This is a genomic window from Pseudoclavibacter endophyticus, assembly GCF_008831085.1.
Lineage (GTDB): Bacteria > Actinomycetota > Actinomycetes > Actinomycetales > Microbacteriaceae > Pseudoclavibacter > Pseudoclavibacter endophyticus.
Genome location: NZ_WBJY01000004.1, coordinates 136183 through 159946, shown reverse-complemented (window position 1 = coordinate 159946; position 23764 = coordinate 136183). Strand labels below are relative to the sequence as shown.

The 23764-nt window shown below is 70.9% G+C and carries 19 protein-coding genes; 10 read left to right on the top strand and 9 right to left on the bottom strand.

The genetic code is table 11. The annotated features are described in order from the left end of the window. The first annotated feature begins 16 nt into the window (after positions 1-16). Entirely contained in the window at positions 17-1879 is a 1863-nt protein-coding gene (locus tag F8O04_RS13675; RefSeq protein ID WP_158029950.1) for a phosphoenolpyruvate carboxykinase (GTP), read from the top strand. A gap of 20 nt (positions 1880-1899) precedes the next feature. On the opposite strand, the gene F8O04_RS13670 is transcribed toward F8O04_RS13675, so the two are convergent. Further along, positions 1900-2301 carry a RidA family protein gene (locus F8O04_RS13670; RefSeq protein ID WP_158029949.1) on the bottom strand — a complete coding sequence of 134 codons (402 nt, stop codon included), beginning with the start codon at positions 2299-2301 and terminating at the stop codon, positions 1900-1902. Positions 2302-2404: 103 nt separating this feature from the next. Beyond that, positions 2405-3829, bottom strand: coding sequence for an NCS2 family permease (locus F8O04_RS13665; RefSeq protein ID WP_158029948.1), 1425 nt, complete (start codon positions 3827-3829; stop codon positions 2405-2407). Between the two features lie 86 nt (positions 3830-3915). On the opposite strand from F8O04_RS13665, the gene valS reads away from it, so the two are divergent. From valS to F8O04_RS13640, 5 genes are all read left to right on the top strand, one after another. Further along, complete coding sequence (gene valS / locus F8O04_RS13660) at positions 3916-6597, top strand: valine--tRNA ligase (protein ID WP_158029947.1); 2682 nt, start codon at positions 3916-3918, stop codon at positions 6595-6597. A gap of 175 nt (positions 6598-6772) precedes the next feature. Beyond that, positions 6773-7291, top strand: a complete 519-nt coding sequence (locus F8O04_RS13655) for a GNAT family N-acetyltransferase (RefSeq protein ID WP_188726500.1) — start codon at positions 6773-6775, stop codon at positions 7289-7291. A 13-nt stretch (positions 7292-7304) separates the two neighbouring features. After that, positions 7305-7568 carry a hypothetical protein gene (locus tag F8O04_RS13650; RefSeq protein ID WP_188726501.1) on the top strand — a complete coding sequence of 88 codons (264 nt, stop codon included), beginning with the start codon at positions 7305-7307 and terminating at the stop codon, positions 7566-7568. A 35-nt stretch (positions 7569-7603) separates the two neighbouring features. Further along, on the top strand, positions 7604-8050 hold the full coding sequence (locus tag F8O04_RS13645) for an arsenate-mycothiol transferase ArsC (RefSeq protein ID WP_225735084.1): 447 nt from the start codon (positions 7604-7606) through the stop codon (positions 8048-8050). A gap of 216 nt (positions 8051-8266) precedes the next feature. Then, on the top strand, positions 8267-10363 hold the full coding sequence (locus F8O04_RS13640; RefSeq protein WP_225735083.1) for a M3 family metallopeptidase: 2097 nt from the start codon (positions 8267-8269) through the stop codon (positions 10361-10363). Here the strand turns inward: F8O04_RS13640 and F8O04_RS13635 are convergent. The 7 genes from F8O04_RS13635 to F8O04_RS13605 all read right to left on the bottom strand — a co-directional run bounded on the left by F8O04_RS13635 (position 10360) and on the right by F8O04_RS13605 (position 18823). Further along, positions 10360-11274 (bottom strand): LysR family transcriptional regulator, encoded by a 915-nt coding sequence (locus F8O04_RS13635; RefSeq protein ID WP_158029943.1) that lies wholly within the window; start codon positions 11272-11274, stop codon positions 10360-10362. The genes F8O04_RS13640 and F8O04_RS13635 overlap by 4 nt on opposite strands. 4 nt (positions 11275-11278) lie before the next feature. Then, positions 11279-12922, bottom strand: coding sequence for a dipeptide ABC transporter ATP-binding protein (locus F8O04_RS13630; RefSeq protein ID WP_225735082.1), 1644 nt, complete (start codon positions 12920-12922; stop codon positions 11279-11281). Next, the gene (locus F8O04_RS13625; protein WP_158029942.1) at positions 12919-13830 is read right to left on the bottom strand and encodes an ABC transporter permease; all 912 of its coding nucleotides are present in this window, start codon (positions 13828-13830) and stop codon (positions 12919-12921) included. The genes F8O04_RS13630 and F8O04_RS13625 overlap by 4 nt, the downstream gene beginning before the upstream one ends. After that, a complete protein-coding gene (locus tag F8O04_RS13620) occupies positions 13827-14786 on the bottom strand; it encodes an ABC transporter permease (protein WP_158029941.1) in 960 nt (319 codons plus the stop codon). Before F8O04_RS13620 ends, F8O04_RS13625 begins: the two co-directional genes overlap by 4 nt. 8 nt (positions 14787-14794) lie before the next feature. Then, positions 14795-16351 carry an ABC transporter substrate-binding protein gene (locus F8O04_RS13615; protein WP_188726502.1) on the bottom strand — a complete coding sequence of 519 codons (1557 nt, stop codon included), beginning with the start codon at positions 16349-16351 and terminating at the stop codon, positions 14795-14797. A 109-nt stretch (positions 16352-16460) separates the two neighbouring features. Next, positions 16461-17696, bottom strand: a complete 1236-nt coding sequence (locus tag F8O04_RS13610; RefSeq protein ID WP_158029939.1) for an amidohydrolase — start codon at positions 17694-17696, stop codon at positions 16461-16463. Then, positions 17693-18823 (bottom strand): LLM class flavin-dependent oxidoreductase, encoded by a 1131-nt coding sequence (locus tag F8O04_RS13605; protein WP_188726503.1) that lies wholly within the window; start codon positions 18821-18823, stop codon positions 17693-17695. Before F8O04_RS13605 ends, F8O04_RS13610 begins: the two co-directional genes overlap by 4 nt. A 337-nt stretch (positions 18824-19160) precedes the next feature. Between F8O04_RS13605 and F8O04_RS13600 the strand changes: the two genes are divergently transcribed. The 4 genes from F8O04_RS13600 to F8O04_RS13585 all read left to right on the top strand — a co-directional run bounded on the left by F8O04_RS13600 (position 19161) and on the right by F8O04_RS13585 (position 23694). Beyond that, complete coding sequence (locus F8O04_RS13600; RefSeq protein ID WP_158029937.1) at positions 19161-20405, top strand: aminotransferase class I/II-fold pyridoxal phosphate-dependent enzyme; 1245 nt, start codon at positions 19161-19163, stop codon at positions 20403-20405. Between the two features lie 292 nt (positions 20406-20697). Then, positions 20698-21639, top strand: a complete 942-nt coding sequence (locus F8O04_RS13595) for an ABC transporter ATP-binding protein (protein ID WP_158029936.1) — start codon at positions 20698-20700, stop codon at positions 21637-21639. 60 nt (positions 21640-21699) lie between these two features. Then, a complete protein-coding gene (locus F8O04_RS13590; RefSeq protein WP_158029935.1) occupies positions 21700-22704 on the top strand; it encodes an aliphatic sulfonate ABC transporter substrate-binding protein in 1005 nt (334 codons plus the stop codon). Positions 22705-22764: 60 nt separating this feature from the next. Beyond that, positions 22765-23694, top strand: a complete 930-nt coding sequence (locus F8O04_RS13585; RefSeq protein WP_158029934.1) for an ABC transporter permease — start codon at positions 22765-22767, stop codon at positions 23692-23694. The last annotated feature ends 70 nt before the right edge of the window (positions 23695-23764 follow it).

Below are 23764 nucleotides of genomic sequence, written 5' to 3'. Positions count from 1 at the left end.
AGTCGAAAGCAGCATCATGTCTCCACACGCCGTCGTGTCAACCGCCGATGTTCCGCAGCTTTCTGCGAACCCCGAGGTCAACGAGTGGGTCGTTGCCACGGCTGAGCTCACCAAGCCGACGCGGGTGGTCTGGTGCGACGGCAGCGACGCGGAGTACGACCGGCTCACGCAGGAGATGGTCGAGGCGGGCACCCTCATCCGGCTCAATCCAGAAAAGCGCCCCAACTCGTTCCTCGCGCGCTCCGACGCCGGCGATGTCGCGCGCGTCGAGAGCCGCACCTACATCTGCTCGAAGCGCGAAGACGACGCCGGCCCGACCAACAACTGGCGCGACCCGGCCGAGATGCGCGCGGAGCTGCACCCCCTGCTCGACGGCTCGATGCGCGGACGCACCATGTACGTCGTGCCGTTCGCGATGGGCCCGCTCGGCGGCGCCATCACGCAGTACGGCATCGAGATCACCGACTCGCCATACGTGGTGGCATCGATGGCGCTCATGACGCGCTCGGGCTCGGCGGCGCTCGAGTACATCACGCCGGAGCGCCAATGGGTCAAGGCGCTGCACACGGTTGGCGCGCCGCTCGTGGATGCGGACGGCAACGCCCGCGAGGACGTCCCGTGGCCGCACAACGAGACGAAGTACATCACCCACTTCCCCGAGGACCGCGAGATCATCTCGTTCGGCTCGGGCTACGGCGGCAACGCGCTCCTCGGCAAGAAATGCTTCGCCCTGCGCATCGCGTCGGCCATGGCCCGCGACGAGGGTTGGCTGGCCGAGCACATGCTGCTCATCCAGGTGACCAACCCGGCCGGCCGCACGTTCACGATCACGGGCGCATTCCCGTCGGCGACGGGCAAGACCAACCTCGCCATGATGCGGCCGAAGCTGCCGGGCTGGAAGGTCGAGACGATCGGCGACGACATCGTCTGGATGCGCAAGGGGGCGGACGGCCGCCTCTACGCGATCAACCCCGAGTACGGATTCTTCGGCGTCGCCCCCGGCACGGGCTACCACACGAACCCCGTCGCCATGGAGACGATCACGAAGAACACGATCTTCACCAACGTCGCGCTGACCGATGACGGCGACGTTTGGTGGGAGGGCATGACGGAGGACGCGCCGGAGCACCTCATCGACTGGCAGGGCAACGACTGGGAGGCAGACTCGGCCGGCAAGGCCGCGCACCCGAACGCCCGCTTCACCGTGCGCGCCTCGCAGTGCCCGACCATCTCGCCCGACTGGGAGTCGCCCGACGGCGTGCCGGTCGACGCGATCCTGTTCGGCGGGCGCCGCGCCTCGAACGTGCCGCTCGTGTTTCAGTCGAAGAGCTGGGAGCACGGCTGCTACCTCGGCGCGACGCTCGCGAGCGAGCAGACCGCTGCCGCCGAGGGCCCCGTCGGCAAGCTGCGCCGCGACCCGTTCGCCATGCAGCCGTTCGCCGGCTACCACATGGCCGACTACTGGGGCCACTGGCTCTCGATCGGCGAGGAGCTTGGTGACAAGGCACCCAAGATCTTCCAGGTCAACTGGTTCCGGAAGGACGAGCACGGCGACTTCCTGTGGCCAGGGTTCGGCGAGAACATCCGCGCCATCAAGTGGGTCACCCGCCGGATCGAGAACGCGGTCGATGCCGTCGAGACGCCGATCGGCAACCTGCCGCGCACGCGCGACATCGACGTGGAGGGGCTGAAGGACCTCTCCCGAGACGACCTCGAGCCGCTGTTCGAGGTGAACCCGCGGTCGTGGCTCGTCGAGCTCGACGTCACGAAGGCGTACTTCGAGGAGCTCGGCGACAAGGTGCCGGCGCAGCTCTTCTCGCAGCTCGACGAGGTACGCGGGGGGCTGCGGGCCGCCGCCAAGGAGGACGCCTCGTCGTAGTCGGTTCGCCGAGCGACGGCTCAGTCAGGGAGGATCGCGACGAGCTCGACGTTGACGAGCGCGCCGCCACTCAGCTCGCCGCCGGAGACGTGGCGTGCGGGCCGGCTGTCGGCATCGGGGAACATCGCGAGCCACTCGCGGTTGAGGGCCGAGCGGTCGCTCGGGTCGGCGAGGTGCACGCTGAGCTTGATGATGTCGTCGACGGTGCCACCGGCCACCGCCATGAGGTCGCGGATGCGGCCGAAGACGATGGCGACCTGTTCGTCGAGCGAGTCGGGGAACGCCCTCGTCTCGAGGTTCTTGCCCGTGATCGCGCCCGAGTAGACGAAGGGCCCGATGCGGCTGGCGACGGGGATGGGGTTCTCGTGCCCGAAGCCGGGCAATTCGATGCTCCGGCGGCGAGGGGTTGGGTCGTTGCTCATAGGCGATCTCCTTCGATGTGCGCCGGATGCGCGTCACGACTGGGGTCGCGGGCTCGGCACCTCGCATTATCCCGTTTCGGCGCCGGGACGGCAGCCACGGCGCTCACCCGGTGAGCGCTTCGAGCGGTCCCCTTGCGAAGAACAGCACGAAGCCCGCCGCGACCACCCACAGCAGCCAGTGCACGCGACGGATGCCGCCGGTGAAGGCCGCCACGATGACCCAGGAGATGAACCCGATGCCGATGCCGTTGGCGATCGAGTACGTGAGGGGCATCGTGACGATCGTCAGGAAGGCGGGCAGCGCGACGGCGAAGTCGCCCCACTCGACGTTGACGACCTGCGCCATCATCATGGCGCCGACGACGACGAGCGCCGCCGCGCCGACCTCCTGGGGCACGATGAGCGCGAGCGGGGTGAAGAACATCGCGAGCAGGAAGAGCATCCCCGTGACGACCGAGGCGAGCCCCGTGCGAGCGCCCTCGCCGATTCCCGCCGCCGAGTCGACGTAGACCGTGCTCGACGAGCTCGATGTGCCGCCGCCGACCACGGCACCGAGCCCCTCGACGACGAAGGCCCCTCGCATCCGCGGAAACGTGCCGTCGTCGTAGGCGAGGCCGGCGTTGCGGGCGAGCCCCGTCATGGCCCCCATGGCGTCGAAGAAGTTCATGAACACGAGCGTGAGCAGCAGCATGAGCGCCGCGACCGGACCGACGCGCGCGAAGGAGCCGAAGGGATCCGCCGTCGCGACGAGCCCGAAGTCGGGCGGGGCCACGATGGCCGAGGGGAGGGCCGGCACCGTGAGGTTCCAGCCGCCGAGGTTTTCGGCGAGGGGCCCGAGCTGCAGGAGGGCCTCGACGGCGATCGCGACGACGGTTCCGCCGGCGATGCCGATCAGGATGGCGCCGGGCACCTTTCGGGCCACGAGGACCGCGATGGCCAAGAGCGTCACGACGAACACGAGGGTCGGCACGGTCGCGATCGACCCGCCGTACCCGAGCTGCACGGGCGGGCCGGCGTCGGTGCGCGTGACGAAACCCGAGTCGACGAGCCCGATGAAGGCGATGAACAGGCCGATGCCGACCGTGATCGCCGACTTCAGCGCGGCCGGCACGGCGCGGAAGATGGCCGTCCGCGCACCGGTCGCTCCGAGGATGACGATGACGATGCCGTTGAGCAGCACGAGACCCATCGCCTCGGCCCACGTCACCTGCTGCACCATCGAGACCGCGACGAACGAGTTGATGCCGAGGCCGGCCGCGAGCGCGAACGGCAGGTTGGCGACGAACCCGAACAGCACCGTCAGCGCGCCGGCCGCGAGCGCCGTCGACGTCGCGATCTGCACCGCCTCGAGCGAACCGCCCGCGACATCGGGCCCGCCGCCGAGAATGAGCGGATTGAGGACGAGGATGTACGAGATCGTCACGAACGTGACGACCCCGCCGCGGAGCTCGCGGGAGAGGGTCGAGCCGCGTTGCGAGATCGCGAACCAGCGGTCGATGCGATCGAACACGGTGGTCTTCTGCGTCACCCGGGGAGCCTACCCTCCGCGTACACTTGCCGGGTTGACATGAGGCACCCCTTGACTCGGTGCCGCCCATAGCGATGCGGAGCGTCATGACCACACCTGCGAACGTGCCCGACAAGCCGGCCCTCGAGGGCCTCGAGGCGAAGTGGGGTGAGGCCTGGGAGCAGTCGGGCGTGTACCGCTTCGACCGCGATGGCGCGACCCGCGCCGACGTCTACTCGGTCGACACCCCGCCGCCGACCGCTTCGGGTTCGCTGCACATCGGTCACGTCTTCTCGTACACGCACACCGACGTCGTGAGCCGGTATCAGCGCATGCGGGGCAAGCGCGTGTTCTACCCGATGGGCTGGGACGACAACGGCCTTCCGACCGAGCGCCGCGTGCAGAACTACTACGGGGTGCGCTGCGACCCGTCACTGCCGTACGACCCCGGCTTCACGCCCCCGCAGCAGGGCGCGGCGAAGAGCGTCAAAGCCGCCGACCAGGTGCCCATCTCGCGCCGCAACTTCATCGAGCTGTGCGAGGCGCTCACGATCGAGGACGAGCAGGCCTTCGAGCAGCTGTGGCGCCGGCTCGGCCTGTCGGTCGACTGGACGCAGACGTACCGCACGATCGACGACGACTCGCGCGCGGCATCCCAGCGCGCGTTCCTGCGCAACATCGAGCGCGGCGAGGCGTATCAGGCGATGGCGCCCACGCTGTGGGACGTCACGTTCCGGACGGCCGTCGCCCAGGCCGAGCTCGAGGACCGCGACCAGCCGGGCGCCTACCACACGCTCGCGTTCCACCGCGTCGACGCCGACGGCACCCGAACGGGCGACGACGTCGTCATCGAGACGACCCGGCCGGAACTGCTGCCCGCCTGCGTGGCGTTGGTCGCGCATCCGGATGATGAGCGCTATCAGCCGCTCTTCGGCACGAACGTCGCGACGCCACTGTTCGGGGTCGAGGTGCCCGTGCTCGCCCACCCGCTCGCGCAGCCCGACAAGGGCTCCGGCATCGCCATGATCTGCACCTTCGGCGATGTGACCGACGTGGTCTGGTGGCGGGAACTGCAGCTGCCGAACCGGACGATCCTCGGCCAGGATGGCCGGATCGTCTCGACGCCACCGGAGGCGATCGCGAGCGAAGCCGGCCTGGCCGCCTACGCCGAGCTCGCCGGCAAGACGGTGTTCTCGGCCAAGAAGGCCATCGTGGAGCTGCTGCAGGACTCGGGCGAGATGCTCGGCGACGCGAAGCCCATCCAACACCCGGTGAAGTTCTTCGAGAAGGGCGACAAGCCGCTCGAGATCGTCTCGACGCGCCAGTGGTACGTGCGCAACGGCGCGAGCGACGACGCGCTCAAGGCGCGGCTCATCGAGCTGGGCCGCGAGCTGCGGTTCCACCCCGACTTCATGCGCGTTCGCTACGAGAACTGGGTCGAGGGCCTCTCGGGCGACTGGCTCATCTCGCGCCAGCGCTTCTTCGGCGTGCCGATTCCGGTTTGGTACCCGCTCGACGCCGACGGCAACCCCGACTACGACCGTGTGATCACGCCGCCGCAGGAGGCGCTGCCCGTCGACCCCTCGACCGATGTTCCGGCCGGCTATTCCGAGGAGCAGCGGGGCGTGCCCGGTGGTTTCGCCGGCGAGCTCGACGTCATGGACACGTGGATGACGTCGTCGCTCACCCCGCAGCTCGCGGGCGGCTGGGAGCGCGACCCCGAGCTGTTCGACGTGGTGTTCCCGTATGACGTGCGCCCGCAGGGCCAGGACATCATCCGCACCTGGCTCTTCTCGACCATGCTGCGCAGCCAGCTCGAGCACGGTTCGGCCCCGTGGAAGCACGCGACGATCTCGGGCTTCATCGTCGATCCCGACCGGAAGAAGATGTCGAAGTCCAAGGGCAACGTCGTCACGCCCGCCGACATCCTCGAGAAGCACGGGTCGGATGCTGTGCGCTATTGGGCGGCCTCGTCGCGCCTCGGAACCGACGCCGCCTTCGACCCGCAGAACCCGACCCAGATCAAGATCGGCCGTCGCCTCGCGATCAAGGTGCTCAACGCGACGAAGCTCGTGCTCGGCTACGGCGATGCGCCAGGCACGATCGGGCGAACGATCGACCCCGATGCGCTGGCCGCCGTCGTCACCAATCCGCTCGACCGGGCCATGCTCGCCTCGCTGGCCGACGTCGTGCGCGACGCGACAGGGGCGTTCGAGGCGTTCAACCACGCCCGCGCGCTCGAGGTGACCGAGACATTCTTCTGGACGTTCTGCGACGACTACGTCGAGCTCGTGAAGGAGCGCGCGTACGGAGGCGCCGACGCCGACGGGTCGACGGCGCAGCGGGATTCGGCCGTCGCCGCCATGCGCGCGGCCGTACAGGTGCTGCTGCGGCTCTTCGCGCCCTTCATCCCGTTCGCGGCCGAGGAGTCGTGGTCGTGGATCGCCGCGGGGACCGGATCGGCCCCAGACGCCGGCGCGTCGGTGCACGCCGCCGCGTGGCCGACGGCCGACGAGTTCGCGAGCGCCGCCGACGCGAGTGACACGGTGCTCGGCCTCGCGAGCCGGGCCCTCACGAGCATCCGCGGCGCGAAGACGGCCGCGAAGGCCTCGCAGAAGACGCCAGTGGCGTCGGCCGAGATCGCGGCGCCCGGCGCAGAGCTCGAGCTGCTCCGGCAGGTGGCCGGCGACCTCGAGGCCGTCGGGCGCATCGCCGAACTGCGGTTCAGCGAGGCCGATGACCTCGAGGTGCGCGACATCGAGCTCGCCGAGGCCGAGGCGAGCGCGTAGCGCGCCGGTCGGGCCGGTTTCACGGTCGCGGGGACCGGCCCGTCCGCATGCCGCGGCCTGCATCCGGCCCCGTCCGCACTGCCGCGGGTCGCGCGCCACGCGTTCAAAACGCGGCTACCTCGGCGCGCTATCGTGGACGCTCATCGCCGCCGCATTCCACGTCTTCGAGGCCTCAATGAGCACATCCGGTCACCTTCCTTCACGCCGTCAAGCTTCTCGCCAGGCTCGCTCCCGCGAGGCGAGCATCGTCGTCCGCCCCATCTCGCGGGGCGATTTCTTCGGGTGGCACGATGCCTTCGCGGCGTTCCTCGCCGAGTCGGGCCAGCAACTGAGCGAGACGCACGCGCTGCGCGTGTGGCAGTGGCTCGAGGCACGGCCCGCGCGCCTCGAAGGGCTCATCGCCCTGCTCGATGATCGCGTGGTGGGGATCCTGCACTTCCAGGAGACCGTCGTGCCGCAGACGGGCACGGTCGAGTTCCAGCTGCAAGACCTCTACGTGGCGCCCGACGTGAGGATGCGCGGGATCAACGACGAGCTCATCGGGGCCGTCTACGCCGAGGCCGAGAGGCGCGGCGTCGATCGCATCTCGACGTTCACCCCCGGCGACGACGAGGCCTCGATCCGCTACTGGGACCGTCTCGGCGATCGGAGCCACATCGTCGGGCACGGCATGCGCGTGCAGTCACGGGCCTGAGGGCGAGCGCGGAATGATGCAGATCGGCGGCCGCTGGGCGTTCGGCGACACTCCACCCCGAGGACTGCCCGACGAGCTCGTCGCGGCGATCGCGCAGGCGGAGGCCGCGGCGCCGGCATCGGCGCGCGGTGGATCCTGGACGCTGACGTGGCTGGAGGGCCGACCGGTCGCCGAGCTCGACAGCGGGCTGCGCGTGACCGTCGGCGACGCACCGCACGGGCACGATGCCGCGCTCGACGACGAGGATGACGAAGACCTCTTCCCGGCCCATTCATGACGTGCCCTCCACCGATCGACCCGACGGAGCATCCCGTGATCGACGCCACCATTGCCGGGCAGGGCACCGCCGCCCCGTACATCGTGTTCGTCTGCAAGAAGAACGGTGGCAAGTCGCAGATGGCCGCAGCGCTCATGCGCCACGAGGCCGGTGACCGAGTGCACGTTGCATCGGCCGGCACCGCGCCCGGTGAGACCCTCAACGCGCAGTCGGTCGAGTCGCTCGCTGAGCTCGGCATCGGAGTGGGCGACGAGCAACCCAAGCCGCTCACGGACGAGATGGTCGCCGCCGCCGACCTGATCGTCGTGCTGGGTGCCGAGGCCAGGGTCGAGCCCGCCAACGGCACGCCGGTCGAGACATGGATCACCGACGAACCCTCCGAGCGCGGCATCGGCGGCATGGAGCGGATGCGCCTCGTGCGTGACGACATCGCGGCGCGGGTGCGAGAGCTCGCGGCGCGGTTCGTGCACGGCGCGGCGTAGCGCCCGGAAGCTCAGTCGGCGTCAGGTTGCCAAATGCGCGTGGTGGCAGCCCCGCCCATTCAGCTACCGAGTCGGACACCGGCGACCGGACGTCCGGTAGCGAATGTCCAGCCGGGTAGGGGTCGCGGGGCGGGCGCACCGGATGACGGTCGCGGCGACGACATGTCCGGGGTGGCACGCCACAGCCGGGCGAGAGCGCCCCGATACCCTGACCGGGTGACTTCGACGACGCCCCACCAATCAGCCGCCGCGCTCCCCGCCGGCAACCCCTTCGCGGCGCCGAGCGAGCTGCCGTGCGAGCTGCCGCCGTTCGAACGCATCCGCGATGAGCACTTTCTGCCCGCGTTCGACGCGGGCTTCGCGCAGCACCGCGCGGAGATCGAGGCGATCGCCTCGAACCCGGAGCCAGCGACCTTCGCGAACACCATCGAGGCGCTCGAACGTTCGGGCGAGCTGCTCGCGCGGGTGAGCGACGTGTTCTGGAACCTCACGTCCGCCCACTCGACACCGGCACTCGAGGCGATCGAGCGCGAGATCAGCCCGCGCAGCGCGCAGCACGCCGATGCGATCTTCCTCAACGGTGCCCTCGCTCAACGGGTGCGCGACCTCGCGTCGCGATCCGGTGACCTCGACCTGACGCCGGAGCAGGCCCACGTGCTCGAACGCACCGAACTCGAGTTCCGCGTGCACGGAGCGGCGCTCGACGACGCGGTCAAGGTCGAGCTGGCCGACATCAACACACGGCTCGCCGCGCTGTCGACGCGATTCGAGCAGCGCCTGCTGGCGGCGACGGCCGACGCGGCGCTCGTCGTCGACACGCCGGAGGAGCTCGACGGGCTCGACGAGGCCGAGATCGAGGCGGCCCGAGAGGCCGCTCGCGCGAAAAGCCACGACGGGTACCGGCTCCCGCTCGTGCTCTTCACGGCGCATCCAGCCCTGGCGCGCCTCACGAACCGCGACGTGCGCCGGCGTCTGTTCGACGCATCCGTCGGCCGCGCCGCCGGCGGCGAGCACGACAGCACCGAGACGGTGCTCGAGATCGTGCGGCTTCGTGCGCGGCGGGCCGAGCTGATCGGCTTCCCCAGTCACTCGGAGCTCGCCGCCGCCGAGTCGACGGCGGGGTCGCCGACCGCGATCGCGGATCGGCTCGAACTGCTCGCGACGCCGGCGGCCCGCAACGCCCGCCGCGAGCGCGAGGTGCTGCAGGCGTTCGCGGACGAGCTGCAGGATGCCGCGGGTGCCGAGCGCTTCGAGCTCGAGTCGTGGGACTGGCCGTACTACGCCGAACTCGTGCGTTCGCGCGACTTCGACCTCGACGCGGCGGCGCTGCGCCCGTACTTCGGGGCCGAGCGCGTGCTGCGCGATGGCGTGTTCTGGGCCGCCTCGCAGCTCTACGGGCTCACCTTCGCCGAGCGAGACGACCTGGTCGGCTATCACCCCGACGTGCGCGTGTTCGAGGTCGGCGACGCCGACGGGCAAGTGCTCGGCCTCTACCTGCTCGATCTCTTCGCGCGCGAGGAGAAGAGCGGCGGGGCGTGGATGAGCAGCTTCCGGCAGCAGAACGAGCTGCTCGGTCACCCCACCGTGATCGTGAACGTGCTGAACGTGCCGAAGCCGGCCGGCGACGCGCCGACCTTGCTCACGCTCGACGAGGTCACGACGCTGTATCACGAGTTCGGTCACGCGCTGCACGGCCTGCTCGCCCATGTCGTGTACCCCTCCTCTGGCGGCACGAGCGTGCCCCGCGACTTCGTCGAGTTCCCGAGCCAGGTGAACGAGATGTGGATGCTGTGGCCCGAGGTCGTGCGCCACTCGACCGCGCACGTCACCACGGGCGCACCCCTGCCCGACGACCTCATCGACCGACTCGAGGCGGCCTCGACGTTCAATCAGGGCTTCGAGACCGTCGAGTACCTCGCCGCGAGCGTCATCGACCAGGCGTGGCACACGCTCTCGGCCGCCGAGGCCGACGCGGTGACCGACATCGACGCCTTCGAGGCCGCCGCCCTGACGCGCGCCGGGCTCGACGTGGCCGGCGTGCGCAGCCGCTACCACTCGCGGTACTTCAAACACGTCTTCGCCGGCGGTTACGCGGCCGGGTATTACGGTTACATCTGGTCCGAGGTCCTCGACGCCGACACGGTCGAGTGGTTCCGCGAGCACGGGGGCTTGCTGCGGACGAACGGCGACCGCTTCCGCCAGCACGTGCTCGGTGTCGGTGGTTCGCGCGACGCGATGGATGCCGTGCGCGCGTTCCTGGGCCGCGAGCCGCGCATCGAGCCCCTTCTCGAACGGCGCGGGTTGACGAGCTAGCGGTGCGGCTCAGCGCCGGGAGCGACGCGGTCGCCCGGCGCCGCGGCGCCCGCTCCCAGCGCGTTGATGGCCCCGCGAAGTGCGGCCGCCCGAATCTCAGGGTCGGTGCGCTCGCCCGCGACGACGCGCACGGGGATCGAGCCCGCCTCTGGCAGGCCGGCGCGCTCGGTGAAGCCGTTCGTCGTGCCGTGCGGCATGGGAAGCAGCGCCACCCCGAGCCCCGTCCGGGCCGCCGCCACGACCCCCTCGAGAGTCGACGACTCGGCCGCGATGTGCCCCGCGATGCCGGCCTCGGCCACGAGCGACAGCGCACGGTTGCGGATGCGGCACGGCTCGCGGCTCACGACGAGGGGAACAGAGGTTTCCGCGCCCGCCCCCGCCCCGGTCTCCGAGCCGCCGGCGGCCGCCGTGACCCAGCGGAGTTCGAACCGGCCCGCCTCGTCGCCGGGCACGCTCCAGTCGCCGCCGAGCACGACGGCGACATCGATCCACCCGTCGCGCAGGCCCTCGCTGAGGGTCTCCGCTCGCTCAACGTGCACGACGACACGTCGCGCCGGCGCCGCACGGCCGAGCTCGGCGAGCACGCCGGGCAGCACGCTCGACACGGCGTGATCGATGCAGCCCACGACGATGGGCGGTGTCTCGGGAGGCTCGAGCGCGCGAACGACCTCATCGTGCACGCTGAGCAGCCTTCGGGCCGCGGCGAGCACGCGCTCGCCCGACGTGGTGAAGACCATGCGCCGCCCATCCCGGTGCACCAGCCGCGTGCTGAAGCGCGTCTCGAGCGCTCGCACGTGCTGCGACACGGCCGGCTGGCTGATGCCGAGCGACCGTGCGGCCCCAGTGAACGAGCCGGCCTCGGCGATCTCCGTCAGGCTGCGGAGTGCGACGAGATCGAGCGGCTCTGGCATCCCCTCACGCTACGCCACGCATGCCGGGCACCGCCGCGAGTAGCCGCTGCGTGTAGGGATCCTCGGGCGATTCGAACACGCGGCGCGCGGTCCCCGCCTCCACGACCTCCCCCGAGCGCATGACCGCGACGCGGTCGGCGATCTGCGCGACGACCGCGAGGTCGTGCGTGACGAACAGATACGTGAGTTCGGCCTCCGCCTGAAGGGCGGCGAGCAGGTCGAGGATCTTCGCCTGGATGGCGACGTCGAGCGCCGAGACTGCTTCATCGAGCACGATGACCTCGGGGTCGAGCGCGAGCGCCCTGGCGATGGCGACCCGCTGCGCCTGCCCGCCCGAGAGTTCGGCGGTCGTGCGCTCGGCGAAGTGCTCGGGGAGCGCCACCCGTTCGAGCAGCTCGCGCACGCGCCGCAATCGCTCGCCGCCCGCGACGCCGAATGCCCCGAGCGGCTCGCCGACGGCCTGAGCGACGGTGAAGCGGGGGTTGAGTGCCGTGCGCGGATGCTGGTGCACGTACTGCACGCGGCGACGGAACTCGCGCAGCGCCGGACCGCGTAGCCCCGTGATCGGCCTGCCGTCGAGCATGACCTCGCCGGCGTCGGCCCGCTCGAGTCGCGACACGATGCGCGCCGTCGTGGTCTTGCCCGAGCCCGACTCCCCCACGAGCGCAAGCGTGTGCCCGCGCGGGATCTCGAACGAGACGTCGTCGACGGCGACGACGGCGCCGCGCGATCCGAGGCCGCCGCCCGTGAACCTGCGCCGCAGCCCCTCCACCCGCAGGAAACCGGGCGCTTCGACCGCCCGCTCCTCGCGGTCCCGCAGCGAGTCGGCGATGACGGCCGGGCTCGCCGCGACGAGCTCGCGCGTGTAGGCGTGGGTCGGCGCGCGCAGCACGGCCGCGGCGTCGCCCTGTTCGACGATCCGACCGTCGCGCAGGACGAGCACCCGGTCGGCACGCTCGGCGGCGACGGCGAGGTCGTGGGTGATGAGCAGCAGCGCGACGCCGAGCTCGTCGGCCGCGCGCCCGAGGTTGTCGAGCACCTCTTGCTGCACCGTCACGTCGAGGGCGCTCGTCGGCTCGTCGGCCACGATGAGCTCCGGCCCCGCCACGAGCGCCTGCGCGATGAGGGCGCGCTGCTGCATGCCGCCCGAGAGCTGGTGCGGGAAGCTCGCCGCGACGCGCTCGGCGTCGGCGATGCCGGCCTGCCTGAGGGCATCGAGGACGCGTCCGCGCCGCTCGCGCGCCGGGCCCAGCCGGTGGCTGCGAAGCACCTCATCGATCTGGCGGCCAACGCGTACGACCGGGTTCAGCCCCGAGGCGGGGTCTTGCGGCACGTAGCCGATGCGACGGCCTCGGAGCTCACGCAACCGGCGCTCGTCGAGGCCGAGCAGCGACTCGCCCGCGAGCCGCACGCTGCCGCCCTCGACCTCGGCCTCCGGTGGCAGGAGCCCGAGCACGGCCTGCGCCGTCGTCGTCTTGCCGGAGCCCGATTCGCCGACGAGCGCCACGACCTCGCCCGGAGCGATCGCGAACGTCGATCCCTGCACCACGGCGGTTTCGCCGTAGGCCACTCGCAGCCGGCTCACGTCGAGCGCCGGGACGATCTCGTCCCGCTCGTCGTCGGGCACCGTCGGCGTGCGCGCGCTCACGAGCGTGCCCCCTCGATCGACATGGCTTCGTCCCGCGTCAGCCGGGCCCGGTCGCGCCGGCGGGGCCGCCGGAGCAGCCCGCTGCCCGCGATGCCGTCGCCGATGAGGTTGGCTCCGAGCACGAGCCCGGCGAGGGCGGCGGCGGGGAACGTCATCATCCACCACGCGATGTTGATGAAGCCCTTGGCGTCGCTCAGCATGTTGCCGAGACTCGCGGTGGGCGCGGGCACCCCCGCGCCGAGGAAGCTGAGCGCGGCCTCGATGATGATCGCCGCCCCGAACACGGCCGACGCCTGTACGGCGACGGGCACAACGACGCCCGGCAGCACGTGCCGCACGACGACGGTCGCCGGCCGCACACCGGCCGCTTCGGCGGCCTCGACGTACCGGCGCTCGCGGATGCCGAGGGCGGCCGACCGCGTCAGCCGCACGACGTTCGGCGTCTCGACGATGATCAGGCAGGCGATCAGGCTCCAGGTGCTCGCTCCGGTCGCGGCCACGACCGCCAGCGCGAGCAGCACGCCCGGGATGGCGAGCAGCCCGTCGCAGACGCGCATGATCGGCTGGTCGAGCAACCGCACGAAGACCGCGACGAGCCCGAGGAACAGGCCGAGCACGAGCGCGACGATCGAGGTGCCGAGCGCGACCTGCATCGAGGTGCCGATGCCGACGGCCAGCCGCAGCATGACATCGCGGCCGAAGTCGTCGGTGCCGAAGGGGTGCTCGGCGGAAGGTGCCTGCATGCGCTGCTGCACGGCGGTCGCGTCGTTGGCGTCGTACGGGCTCAACAGCGGCACGAGCACGGCGAAGAGGGCGAGCGCGACCAGCAGCGCGATGCCGATCGCGATGCCCGGCCGCCGCATGATCCATGAGCGTCGTGCGGGACGTTCCTGAGCCGCCATCGTCATCGTCGGCCTCCTGCCGTGAGTCGGATGCGAGGATCGAGCGCCGGGTAGAGCAGGTCCACGACGAAGTTCAGTACCACGTAGATGAGGGCGATCGTCAGGACGGTGCCCTGGATGACCGGGTAGTCGCGGCGCGAGATCGCCGTGACGATGAGCTCGCCAACGCCCTGGATGTTGAAGACCGTCTCGACGACGGCGGCACCGGCGAGCAGGGTGCCGAACGAGCCGGCGAGCACCGTGAGGATGGGCACGAGCGACGCCCGCAGCGCGTGCCCGAACAGCACGCCGCGCGGCGAGAGGCCCTTGGCACGGGCGACCGTCACGAACGACTGGCCGAGCGTCTCGACGACGGAGCTGCGGGTGATGCGGCCGAGCAGTGCAACCTGCACGACCGCGAGCGAGGCGGCCGGCAGGAAGATCGAGCGGAGGAAGTCACCGAGATCCCGCCCCGGGTCGGTGAACCCGGCCGGAGGGAACCAGCCGAGCTGCACCGCGAACACGCGCACGAGGAAGAGCGCGAGCACGAAGCCGGGCACCGCGATACCGAGCATCGCGAGCACGGTGACCGAGACATCCGCCACTCCCCCGCGCCGCCGCGCCGCGAACGTCGCGAGCGGGATCGCGACGATGACGCTGAGGAACGTCGCCAGCACGGCGATCGAGAGGGTCGGGAGCATCCGTTCCCCGAGCACCTCCGTGACGGGCTGACGCAGGAAGATCGAGTCGCCGAGGTCGCCGCCGAGGGCAGACCACGCCCACGACACGTAGCCGGCGACCGGATGCTGGTCGAGTCCCAGCTCGCCGCGCAGCTCGGCCACACGCTCAGGGGTCGCCTCGTCGCCCAGGATCACGGTCGCCGGGTCGCCCGGCATCGCGTAGATCAGCCCGTAGATCACGATCGACATGATCACGAGCACCTGCAGCAGGGCAGCCAGCCGCGAGAGCGTGTAGCGGAGCATCGGCCCGATCAGCCCGCCACGCGCGCGTTCCAGAGGATCGGCGAACCGTTGAGGGTCTGGTAGCCCTCGACCGAGTTGCGCACGGCCTCGTACGTGTAGGTGTCGCCGACGTTGATCACCGGCAGCTGCTCCCACAGGTACTCCTCCAGCGCAACGCTCGCCGCCTGCTGCGCCTCCGGGTCGGTCGCGGCGGCCGTGTCCTGCACGAGCGACGCCAGCTCGGGGTCGTCGGCCCCGGCGTAGTTCGGCGTCAGATGCAGCAGCTGCGAGGGCGTCGATGGCACCAGGAACGCGCCCGCGTAGATGTCCCAGCCGTCGAGCGAGTTGCGCTTCTGGATGAGCGTCGCGTAGTCGTAGATGTCGAGCACCGCGTTGACGCCGATGGCGACGAGCTGACTCTGCAGGATCACGGCCGAGCGATAGTAGACGTCGCCGTAGTCGTGGCTCGTGAGGATCGTGACCTCTTCGCCGTTGTACCCCGACTCCTCGAGCTTCTGCGCGGCGAGTTCGGCGTCGGGAGCGTTGTAGACGCCGTCGGAGCCCGCGTCGGTCCACCACGCCTCGTTCTCCTCGTAGACGTAGCTGGGGTTGAGCCGGTACAGGTCGGGATCCGACGTCACCGCCGTCATGAAGTCGTCCGCGTCGATTGCCGCGTTGGTCGCCTCGCGGTTCGCGAGGTTCGCGCCGAAGTCGCTCTGCATGTTGAAGACGACGGCGTAGCCCGTGCCGAGCTCGCGGTTGACCGTCACGTCGGGGTCGTCGGCCACCTGCGGGAGATTGTCGACCGAAACGTCGACGATGTCGTACTGGCCGCCGAGGAACGACGAGAACCGGGTCGACGAGTCGACGTTGAACTCGAACACGAGGTTCTCGGTCGGGGCGTCCTTGCGGCCGGCGTAACCGCTCGGCTCGGCGTCGACGCCCGAGTAGTCGTCGAACCGCGTGAGCTCGATGCTCTGGTCGACGTTCCAGGCCACGAACTCGTACGGGCCCGTCCCGACGAACTCGGTGATGCCGTCGGCGGGCGCGTTCTCGACGAGGTCGGCGGGCATGATGGCCGCGAACTGCAGCGGGTTGGCGAGCTGCGCGAGGAGGTCGCCGCGCGGTCCGGCGAGCTCGACCGAGAGCGTGAGGTCGTCGTCGGCCACGAACTCGCTGTCGCCGAGCATGGTCTGCGCCCTGGCCGTTGCCTCCTTCCACCGGTTCAGCGACGCGGCCGCGTCCGCGGCGGTGAGCGGCTGGCCGTTGTGGAACTGGACGCCGTCGCGGAGCGTAAAGGTCCAGGTGAGCTCGTCGTCGCTCGTCGTCCACGACTCGGCGAGCGCCGGCTGCGGCGTCAGCGACTCGTCGAGCGCCACGAGGGTCTCGAAGATGTGGTGATCGATGTCGGCGACGACACCGGACGGGCTCACGTGCGGGTCGAGCGTCGGGATCGTCGCCGTGACCGGATACGTAATGGTGTCGGCGTACCCGCCGTCACCCGTCGATCCCGAGGAGCATCCGGCCACGAGGGAGGCGGTGACGGCGACGACGGCGGCGGCTCGTGCCACTCGCGTAAGTCTCATTTGGGGGGTCCTTCGGTCGGTTTGCGGGTCGTGAGGTGCTGCGGGGAAATGCATGCCCGGGCCGGCGACGACGGGTCGCGATGCCTTCCCGGAGCGTTCGCCCGGACGGTCAGGCGTCAGGCCGGGCGGCCCCGGCGAGCTCGGCGTGCGCGGCGAGGGCGAGGCCCGCGTACGTGCGCACGCCCACGGCGAGCGCCGCATCGTCGGCTCGAAACGTGTCGCGATGCACGCTGGTCGGCTCGCCCCGGCCATCCCACACGCCGAGCGAGATGAGCGCGCCCGGCGCGTGATCGAGGTAGTAGGCGAAGTCCTCGCCCGCGCCCGTGCGGGGCAGTGGCACGAACGCGTCATGGCCGAGGTCATCGTCGGCGACGCGGCTCGCGAGCGCGACGGCGGCCGCGTCGTTGACGACGGGCGGCACGCCGCGCTGATACTCGAGCTCGTGGGACGCGCGCGTGGGAGCCAGCACCCCGTCGAGCAGTTCGGCCACGAGGGCCGGCGCCTCGTCCCACGCCTCGCGGCTGCCGAGCCGCAGCGTGCCCCGGAGCAACCCCTCGGTCGGGATCACGTTGGCCGTCTTCCCGCTCTCGACCTGCCCCCAGACGAGCACGCCGGCGTCGAGCGGGTCGAGGCGTCGGGTCAGGAGCGCGGGGAGCGACGTGATGACGCTTCCGAGCGCGTACACGATGTCGGCCGTGTCGTTGGGGCGCGACGAATGGCCGCCCGGCCCGGTCAGGCGCACCGTGATCGCGTCGGACGAGCTCGTCGCGGGCCCGGTCGCGGCGCCGATCGTCCCGGTCCGTAGTCCGGGGGCGACGTGCAGCATGAAGATCTGGTCGACGCCGTGCATGACGCCCGCGTCGATGGCGGCGATCGCCCCGGTCATGACCTCTTCGGCGGGCTGGAAGATGGCCCGGATGCGGCCAGGCAGGTGCGGCAGCGACGCGAGGGCGAGCACGGCGCCGAGCAGGCTCGCCGTGTGCACGTCGTGTCCACAGGCGTGCATCACCCCGTCGACCTCCGACGCGAACGGCTCCCCGCTCGCCTCGCGGATCGGCAATGCGTCGAGGTCGGCGCGCAGCGCGACGAGCGGTCCGTCACCCGCGCCGCCCACCGGCTCGAGATCGACCGTCAGGCCCGTGCCGCCCGGCAGGATGCGCGGCGCGAGTCCGGCGGCCCGCAGCGCCTCGGCGACGAACGACGTGGTCGCGTGCTCACTGTGCCCGAGCTCGGGGTTGCGGTGCAGGTGGTGCCGCCACGCGACGACCTCGCCGTCGTGCGACGCGAGCCAACGCTCGATGCCGGCACGAGCATCCGCCCCGCGAGCGCCCGATCCGCCGCTCATGCGGGCACCGACGCCGCGCGCTCGGCGTCGATCTCGGCCGCTCCCGCGCGCAGCAGCGTCAGGAGCTCGCGCTTGAGCTCGAACTCCTCCTGCGTGTAGGCCGTCGGGTCGAGGCCGAAGATCTCGACGCCATTGCGGTAGTGCTCGAGCATGGCGTTCGCGACCGTCTGCGGCGAGCCGACGAACGCCGGCACGCTCTCGACGCCCGTGACGCGCGCGAGGCCGAGGAAGAGGCTGCCGTCGACCCAGTCGCCCTCGCGAGCCCGGTCGTAGATCTTGCGCCGACTCACCGACTCGGGACGCTCGATGTCGAGTCGGAGGAGGTCGGCTCGCGTCTCGAGCTCGCGCACGATCCCCTCGGCGATGCCGCGGGCCCGCTCGTCGGTTTCGGCGACGATCTGGTTGGCGTTGTACCAGAAGCGAAGCGTGCGCGCCTTCGACTCGGCGAGCGCTCGCACGCGGCTCGTGACCTCGAGCGTGTCGGCAACGGAGGTCGCCGGGAGCGAGAACGTGTCTGCCCACGCGGCGGCGACCTCGAGCGCCTGCGGCGACGAGCCGGCCCACGAGATCTCGGGGTACGGCGTCGAGTGATTGCCGACGCCCGACATTGCTCCCTTGACGCGGTAGAACTCGCCCTCGAAGTCGAACGGCTCGGTTGCCGTCAGCTCGCGCACGTAGAGCTCGAGAAACTCGTTGGCCCGCGCGTAGCGCCGCGATTTGTCGATGAAGTCGCCGTCGCGCTGCTGATCGACCTCATTGTGGCCGGTGATGAAGTGGTGGATGAAGCGGCCGCCCGACAGCATGTCCATCGTCTGCGCGAGGCGCGCGACCGTCGTCGGCGACTGCCGGCCGATGCGGTGCGCCGAGACGGTCTTGAGTCGCCTCGTGTTCGCGAGCACCCAGGCCGACTGCGCGTACACGTCGGGCCAGCCGCTGCGCTCGGCCACGAGCACCCCGTCGTAACCGATCTCCTCCTGCTCACGCGCCGCGGTGAGCACGGTTTCGACGTTCGTCGAGTTCCGAACCGACCAATTGCCGCTCGACGTGGCGCGACGCTGCACGACGGTCGCTGGGTCGCCGATCGGGGCGCTGGCGATCTGCAGGCGAGATCGAAGTTCAATGGGCATAGGGCTCCCTCGGCGGTCACACGTCATCTTCCGGAGCGGCGCACCGCTCTCTCGTGCAGCCGTCGGCAGTGTCGATCACTGTAGGCACGCAGCGCAGCGCGCCACCAATAAGCCACGGTGCATGCCGCCCATAGCAGAAGCTTATCGCCCCGCGTCGCCCGCGTTTCCGGGCAAGACGGGCGGAATGCGCGCCCCTCGCGTGCGCCCGGCCGGCGCCGCACGTTACGACACATTTCTCCGCATCGGCGGATGCCGGCGGCCGGCAGACGCGGATGCCCGCGCGCCCGCCGGCCCGCGTGGAGAGGGCGCGCTCCCGCAACGCGCAACAATGGTGGGCATGCACATCACAGGGCCGTGGCGCCGGTCGGCCCACGCGGCCGGGCTCCTCCGCGCCGACGGCCGCCCGGCGCAGACCATCTTCGCCGAGATGACCGAGCTCGCCACGAGCACGGGCGCGGTCAATCTCGGGCAGGGCGTGCCCGAGGACGGCGCGCCGCCCGAAGTGCTCGAGGCCGCGCGCGCAGCGATCGCCGACGGCCGCAACCAGTACGCGCCGGGGATCGGCGTGCCCGCCCTGCGCCGGGCGGTCGCCGAGCATCAGCGGCGCTGGTATGGGCTCGACGTCGACCCCGACCGCGAGGTCGTCGTCACGGCGGGCGCGACCGAGGCGATCGCCGCGGTCCTGCTCGCGCTCGTCGAGCCGGGCGACGAGATCGTCGCCATCGAGCCGTACTACGACGAGTATGCGGCGCTCGCAGGCCTCACGGACGCGAAACTCGTGACCGTGCCGCTTCGGCGGGCGACCGTCGCGACGCTGCCGCCAGCATCCGGCGCGGACCCGGCTCCGCCGAGGTTCACGATCGACCCCGACGAGCTCGCCTCGGCCGTCACCGACCGCACGCGCCTCATCATCGTGAACACACCCCACAACCCGACCGGGGCACTGCTCCCACGGGAGACCCTCGCCCACATCGTGCGCGTCGCCGAACGACACAACGCCCTCATCGTGACCGATGAGGTCTACGAGCACCTCGCGTACGGCGGCACGCACACGCCGATCGCCGCGATCCCCGGCGCCAGGGATCGAACCATCACCATCTCGTCGGCCGGCAAGACGTTCTCGGCCACGGGTTGGAAGGTCGGCTGGCTCACGGCCCCGCCGTCGCTCGCGCAGTCGGTCCTCATGGTTAAGCAGTACCTCACCTACTCCAACGGGACGCCGTTTCAGCACGCCGTCGCGGTCGGGCTCGGCCTGCCGGACGCGGTCTTCGAAGGGCGCCGCCAAGACCTCGGCCGCCGCGCGGCAAAGCTGGCCGATGCCCTCGCGCGGCTCGGGCTCGACGTCGCCCGACCCGCCGCCGGGTACTTCGTGTGCGCCGACGCTGCGCCGCTCGGGGCGCGCGACGGTGCCGACTTCGCGCGAACGCTCGCGAGCGAGGCGGGCGTCGTGAGCATCCCGGTCGCGTCGTTCTGTCGCGACGGCAGCGAGGCCGGCCGCACGTTCGGCACGTGGCTGCGATTCGCCGCGTGCAAACACGACGCGACGCTCGACGAGGCGATCGCTCGGCTCGAGGCGCGCTAGCGCGTCGGTCCCGCCCGGTACGAGCCCGCCGCGGCCGCGCCCGTTTCTTTCGCCGTGTGACGCTCCATTTCGAGCCGATCGTCGTGCACCGTTAGCGTGGCGGGCTGGACGCGCCGAACCCGATAGGGGCCCCGGCCGGCCTGGCCAGGCGCCAGGCGCGAGGCGGACGCTCGCACAGCGCGCGAGCACCTCCACGAGGAGGACCACCTGCCACCGACCGGCCGACCGGAATCCCTCGACGGCCGTCTCCACTCCCGTCAGCCAGTACGCCCCGCCAGCCAAGAGGAATTCCATGACAACGGCACCGACCGTCCCCGACGCCCAGCTGGCCGGCGCGAGCCAGGATCGGAGCGCGAGCGGTGGGGTCGTCGAACTGCACAGCGTCGGGAAGTCGTTTGGTGAGGCCGGCCGCGAGCGCGTCGTGCTCCGTGATGTGGATGCTCGTATCGAGCCGGGCGAGATCGTCGCCGTGATCGGCGCGAGCGGTTCCGGCAAGTCGACGTTGCTCCGCGTTCTCGGTGGGCTCTCCGATCCGACGACCGGCCGGGTCACGATCGACGGCACGCCCGTCCAGCCGTACGATCCACGATCGGCCGTGGCCTTTCAGGAAGCACGGCTCCTGCCGTGGCGCTCGCTCGCCACCAACATCGCGCTCGGCCTCCCGCGGAGGGCTCGCGGTGTCGAGGGACGCGAGCGCGTGGCGCGCCTGCTCGAGCTGGTTGGCCTGAGCGAGTTTGCCGAGCACCGCCCGCGTGAGATCTCGGGCGGCATGGCGCAGCGCGTATCGCTGGCCCGGGCGCTCGCTCGCAGGCCTGACGTGCTCCTGCTCGACGAGCCGTTCGGCGCGCTCGACGCCCTCACCCGCCTGCGTATGCACGATCTGCTCCTCGACATCCACACGGCCAACCCGTGCACCGTCGTGTTCGTCACCCACGACGTTGACGAGGCGCTGATCCTCGCCGACCGGATCTTCGTCGTGGGCACCGAGGCAGCCGCGAGCACGGCCGACGGCGCCGGACGCTCCGCTGACGACCGTGACATCGCCGGCGCCCGGGAAGGCGCCACACTGCTGCGCATTGACGAGCTCGCCGAACCCCGCCCGCGCAGCCGGTCGAGCAAGGAGTTCCTTCGCTTGCGTCACGAACTGCTCGCAGCTCTCGGCGTGCACCTGCACGCCGAGGCCGGTGAACCCGCAGGCGGCTCGACGGAGGACGCGACCACGCCCGCGCGGTAGGGCCCTCATCTCGAACCCACCAGACCACCACACGCAACAACAGCATCCGGAGCCCTCAATATGACTCGACACCCAATCCGACTCGGCGCCGCAATCGCCGCCGCGGCGGCCCTCGCGCTCACCGGCTGCGCCGCCGGCGACGCCGGGGCCGGCGCACCGGAAACCCTCAACATCGACTACGCGACGTACAGCGTGCTGAGCCTGGTTATCAAGGACCAGGGGTGGCTCGAGGAGGCACTGGCCGAGGAAGGCGTCGGGGTGAACTGGGTGCTCTCGGCGGGTTCGAACAAGGCGAACGAGAACCTGCGCGCGGAGGCTATCGACTTTGGCACGACTGGCGGCGGTCCCGCGCTGCAGGCCCGCGCCAATGGGGCCGACATCTCCACGGTCTACGTCACGCACGCCAGCGAGGGCTTCGGGCTCGCGGTCGCCGCCGACTCGTCGATCACGTCGATCGACGACCTGCGCGGCGCTTCCATCGCCGTCACGAGGGGCACCGACCCGTACTTCTACCTGCTCCAGGCCCTCGAGGAGGCCGGCATCGGCGCCGACGAGGTCACGCTCGAAAATCTCCAGCACGCCGACGGTCGCGCGGCCCTCGACACCGGCCAGGTCGACGCGTGGTCGGGCCTCGACCCGATCCTCGCTGGCGCCGAACTCGCGGGCGCGCAGTTGATCCACACGGACCCGTCGCTCATCAGCCCCATCGTGCTCAACGTCAACAACAGCTTTGCATCGCAGCATCCCGAGCTGACACAGCTCGTCATCGATACCTACGAGCGCGCACGCACCTGGGTGCTCGAGAACCCCGACGAGGCGCTCGGGATCTATGCCGATGGTGCGGGCCTGGAGGACGACGTGGCCGAGCTCGCCTTCGGCCGGTTCAACCACGACATCAGCGGTGTGCCGAACAGCGACGACCTCTCACCCGTGCTGCTGACGATCGGCGGCTTCATGGTCGAGTCGGGCGATGTGCGGAGCGAGGACGAACTCAACGATGCCCTCGGCACGCTCTTCGACCCGTCGTTCGCGGAGGCCGCCGCGAGCGGCGCCTCCACCGAGTAGCGATCCGGTCGCGACGAGCGCGACCGCCGTCCCATCGATGAATCCCAGCAGGAGCCCGTCATGACCACAGGCGAACAGCTCGACGAACGCGCCAACCCCGACTCGCGCTCGACCGGGCCCATTGGCACGGACGCCGGCTCGGCACGCCGCCGAGGGCTGCCCGGTCACCCTGGGCGCACGCGAGACCGCAGCGCGCGGGTCATCCGGGGAACCGGCGACGCCGGCGGTCGCACTCGTCGCCGCGCCGGCGCGTATTGGCTGCTCGGGGCGATCGTGCCGCTGCTGCTGCTCGCGCTCTGGCAGTGGAGCACGTCGGTCGGCATCTTCACGTCCGTCCAGTTGCCGCCGCCAGCCGACGTGGTCACGGCTGCGGTCGACTTGATCGAGCGCGGACAGTTGCTCGGCCACGTCGGGATCTCGACGCAACGGGTGCTGCTCGGCTACGTCATCGGTTCGCTGCTCGGTCTCGCGGTCGGCGCGGCCGTCGGCCTCTCGCGTCTCACGGACGCACTGTTCGCCCCAACGGTCGGCGCCTTCCGCGCCGTCACGGGGCTCGCGTGGGTGCCGCTGCTGGCGCTCTGGATCGGTATCGGCGAAGACTCGAAGGTGACACTCGTCGCAATCGGCGCGTTCTTCCCCGTCTATACGACGGTCGCGGCGGCGCTCCGTCACGTTGACCCGTTGCTGGTCGAAGCCGGTCGTGCCTTCGGTCTCACGCGACTCGAGCTGCTCCTGCAGGTGCAGGTGCCTGCCGCGCTCCCGTCAATCGTCGCCGGACTCCGCCTCGCTCTGGCCCAGTCGTGGTTGTTCCTCGTGGCCGCCGAGCTCTTGGCTTCCTCAAGCGGGCTCGGGTTCCTGCTCGTCGACTCGCAGAACAACGGCCGAACCGACCGGATGCTGCTTGCGGTCGTGCTGCTCGCGGTCATCGGCAAGCTGTGTGATGGCCTGTTCGGCATCGCGCAGAAGCGGGTGCTCGCTCGCTGGACGTAGCGCCAACGAGATCCGGCTCGAATCGACTCCGCAAGTTAGGTGTACCTAAGGTAGCCTTGCCGTGCGCGCA

Coding starts and splice junctions, on each gene's coding strand:
- F8O04_RS13600 (WP_158029937.1), top strand. CDS start 19,161: ATGCACATCACAGGGCCGTGGCGCCGGTCGGCCCACGCGGCCGGGCTC.
- F8O04_RS13635 (WP_158029943.1), bottom strand. CDS start 11,274: ATGCCAGAGCCGCTCGATCTCGTCGCACTCCGCAGCCTGACGGAGATC.
- F8O04_RS13595 (WP_158029936.1), top strand. CDS start 20,698: ATGACAACGGCACCGACCGTCCCCGACGCCCAGCTGGCCGGCGCGAGC.
- valS (WP_158029947.1), top strand. CDS start 3,916: ATGACCACACCTGCGAACGTGCCCGACAAGCCGGCCCTCGAGGGCCTC.
- F8O04_RS13585 (WP_158029934.1), top strand. CDS start 22,765: ATGACCACAGGCGAACAGCTCGACGAACGCGCCAACCCCGACTCGCGC.
- F8O04_RS13620 (WP_158029941.1), bottom strand. CDS start 14,786: ATGCTCCGCTACACGCTCTCGCGGCTGGCTGCCCTGCTGCAGGTGCTC.
- F8O04_RS13605 (WP_188726503.1), bottom strand. CDS start 18,823: ATGCCCATTGAACTTCGATCTCGCCTGCAGATCGCCAGCGCCCCGATC.
- F8O04_RS13670 (WP_158029949.1), bottom strand. CDS start 2,301: ATGAGCAACGACCCAACCCCTCGCCGCCGGAGCATCGAATTGCCCGGC.
- F8O04_RS13610 (WP_158029939.1), bottom strand. CDS start 17,696: ATGAGCGGCGGATCGGGCGCTCGCGGGGCGGATGCTCGTGCCGGCATC.
- F8O04_RS13625 (WP_158029942.1), bottom strand. CDS start 13,830: ATGACGATGGCGGCTCAGGAACGTCCCGCACGACGCTCATGGATCATG.
- F8O04_RS13615 (WP_188726502.1), bottom strand. CDS start 16,351: ATGAGACTTACGCGAGTGGCACGAGCCGCCGCCGTCGTCGCCGTCACC.
- F8O04_RS13655 (WP_188726500.1), top strand. CDS start 6,773: ATGAGCACATCCGGTCACCTTCCTTCACGCCGTCAAGCTTCTCGCCAG.
- F8O04_RS13650 (WP_188726501.1), top strand. CDS start 7,305: ATGATGCAGATCGGCGGCCGCTGGGCGTTCGGCGACACTCCACCCCGA.
- F8O04_RS13590 (WP_158029935.1), top strand. CDS start 21,700: ATGACTCGACACCCAATCCGACTCGGCGCCGCAATCGCCGCCGCGGCG.
- F8O04_RS13675 (WP_158029950.1), top strand. CDS start 17: ATGTCTCCACACGCCGTCGTGTCAACCGCCGATGTTCCGCAGCTTTCT.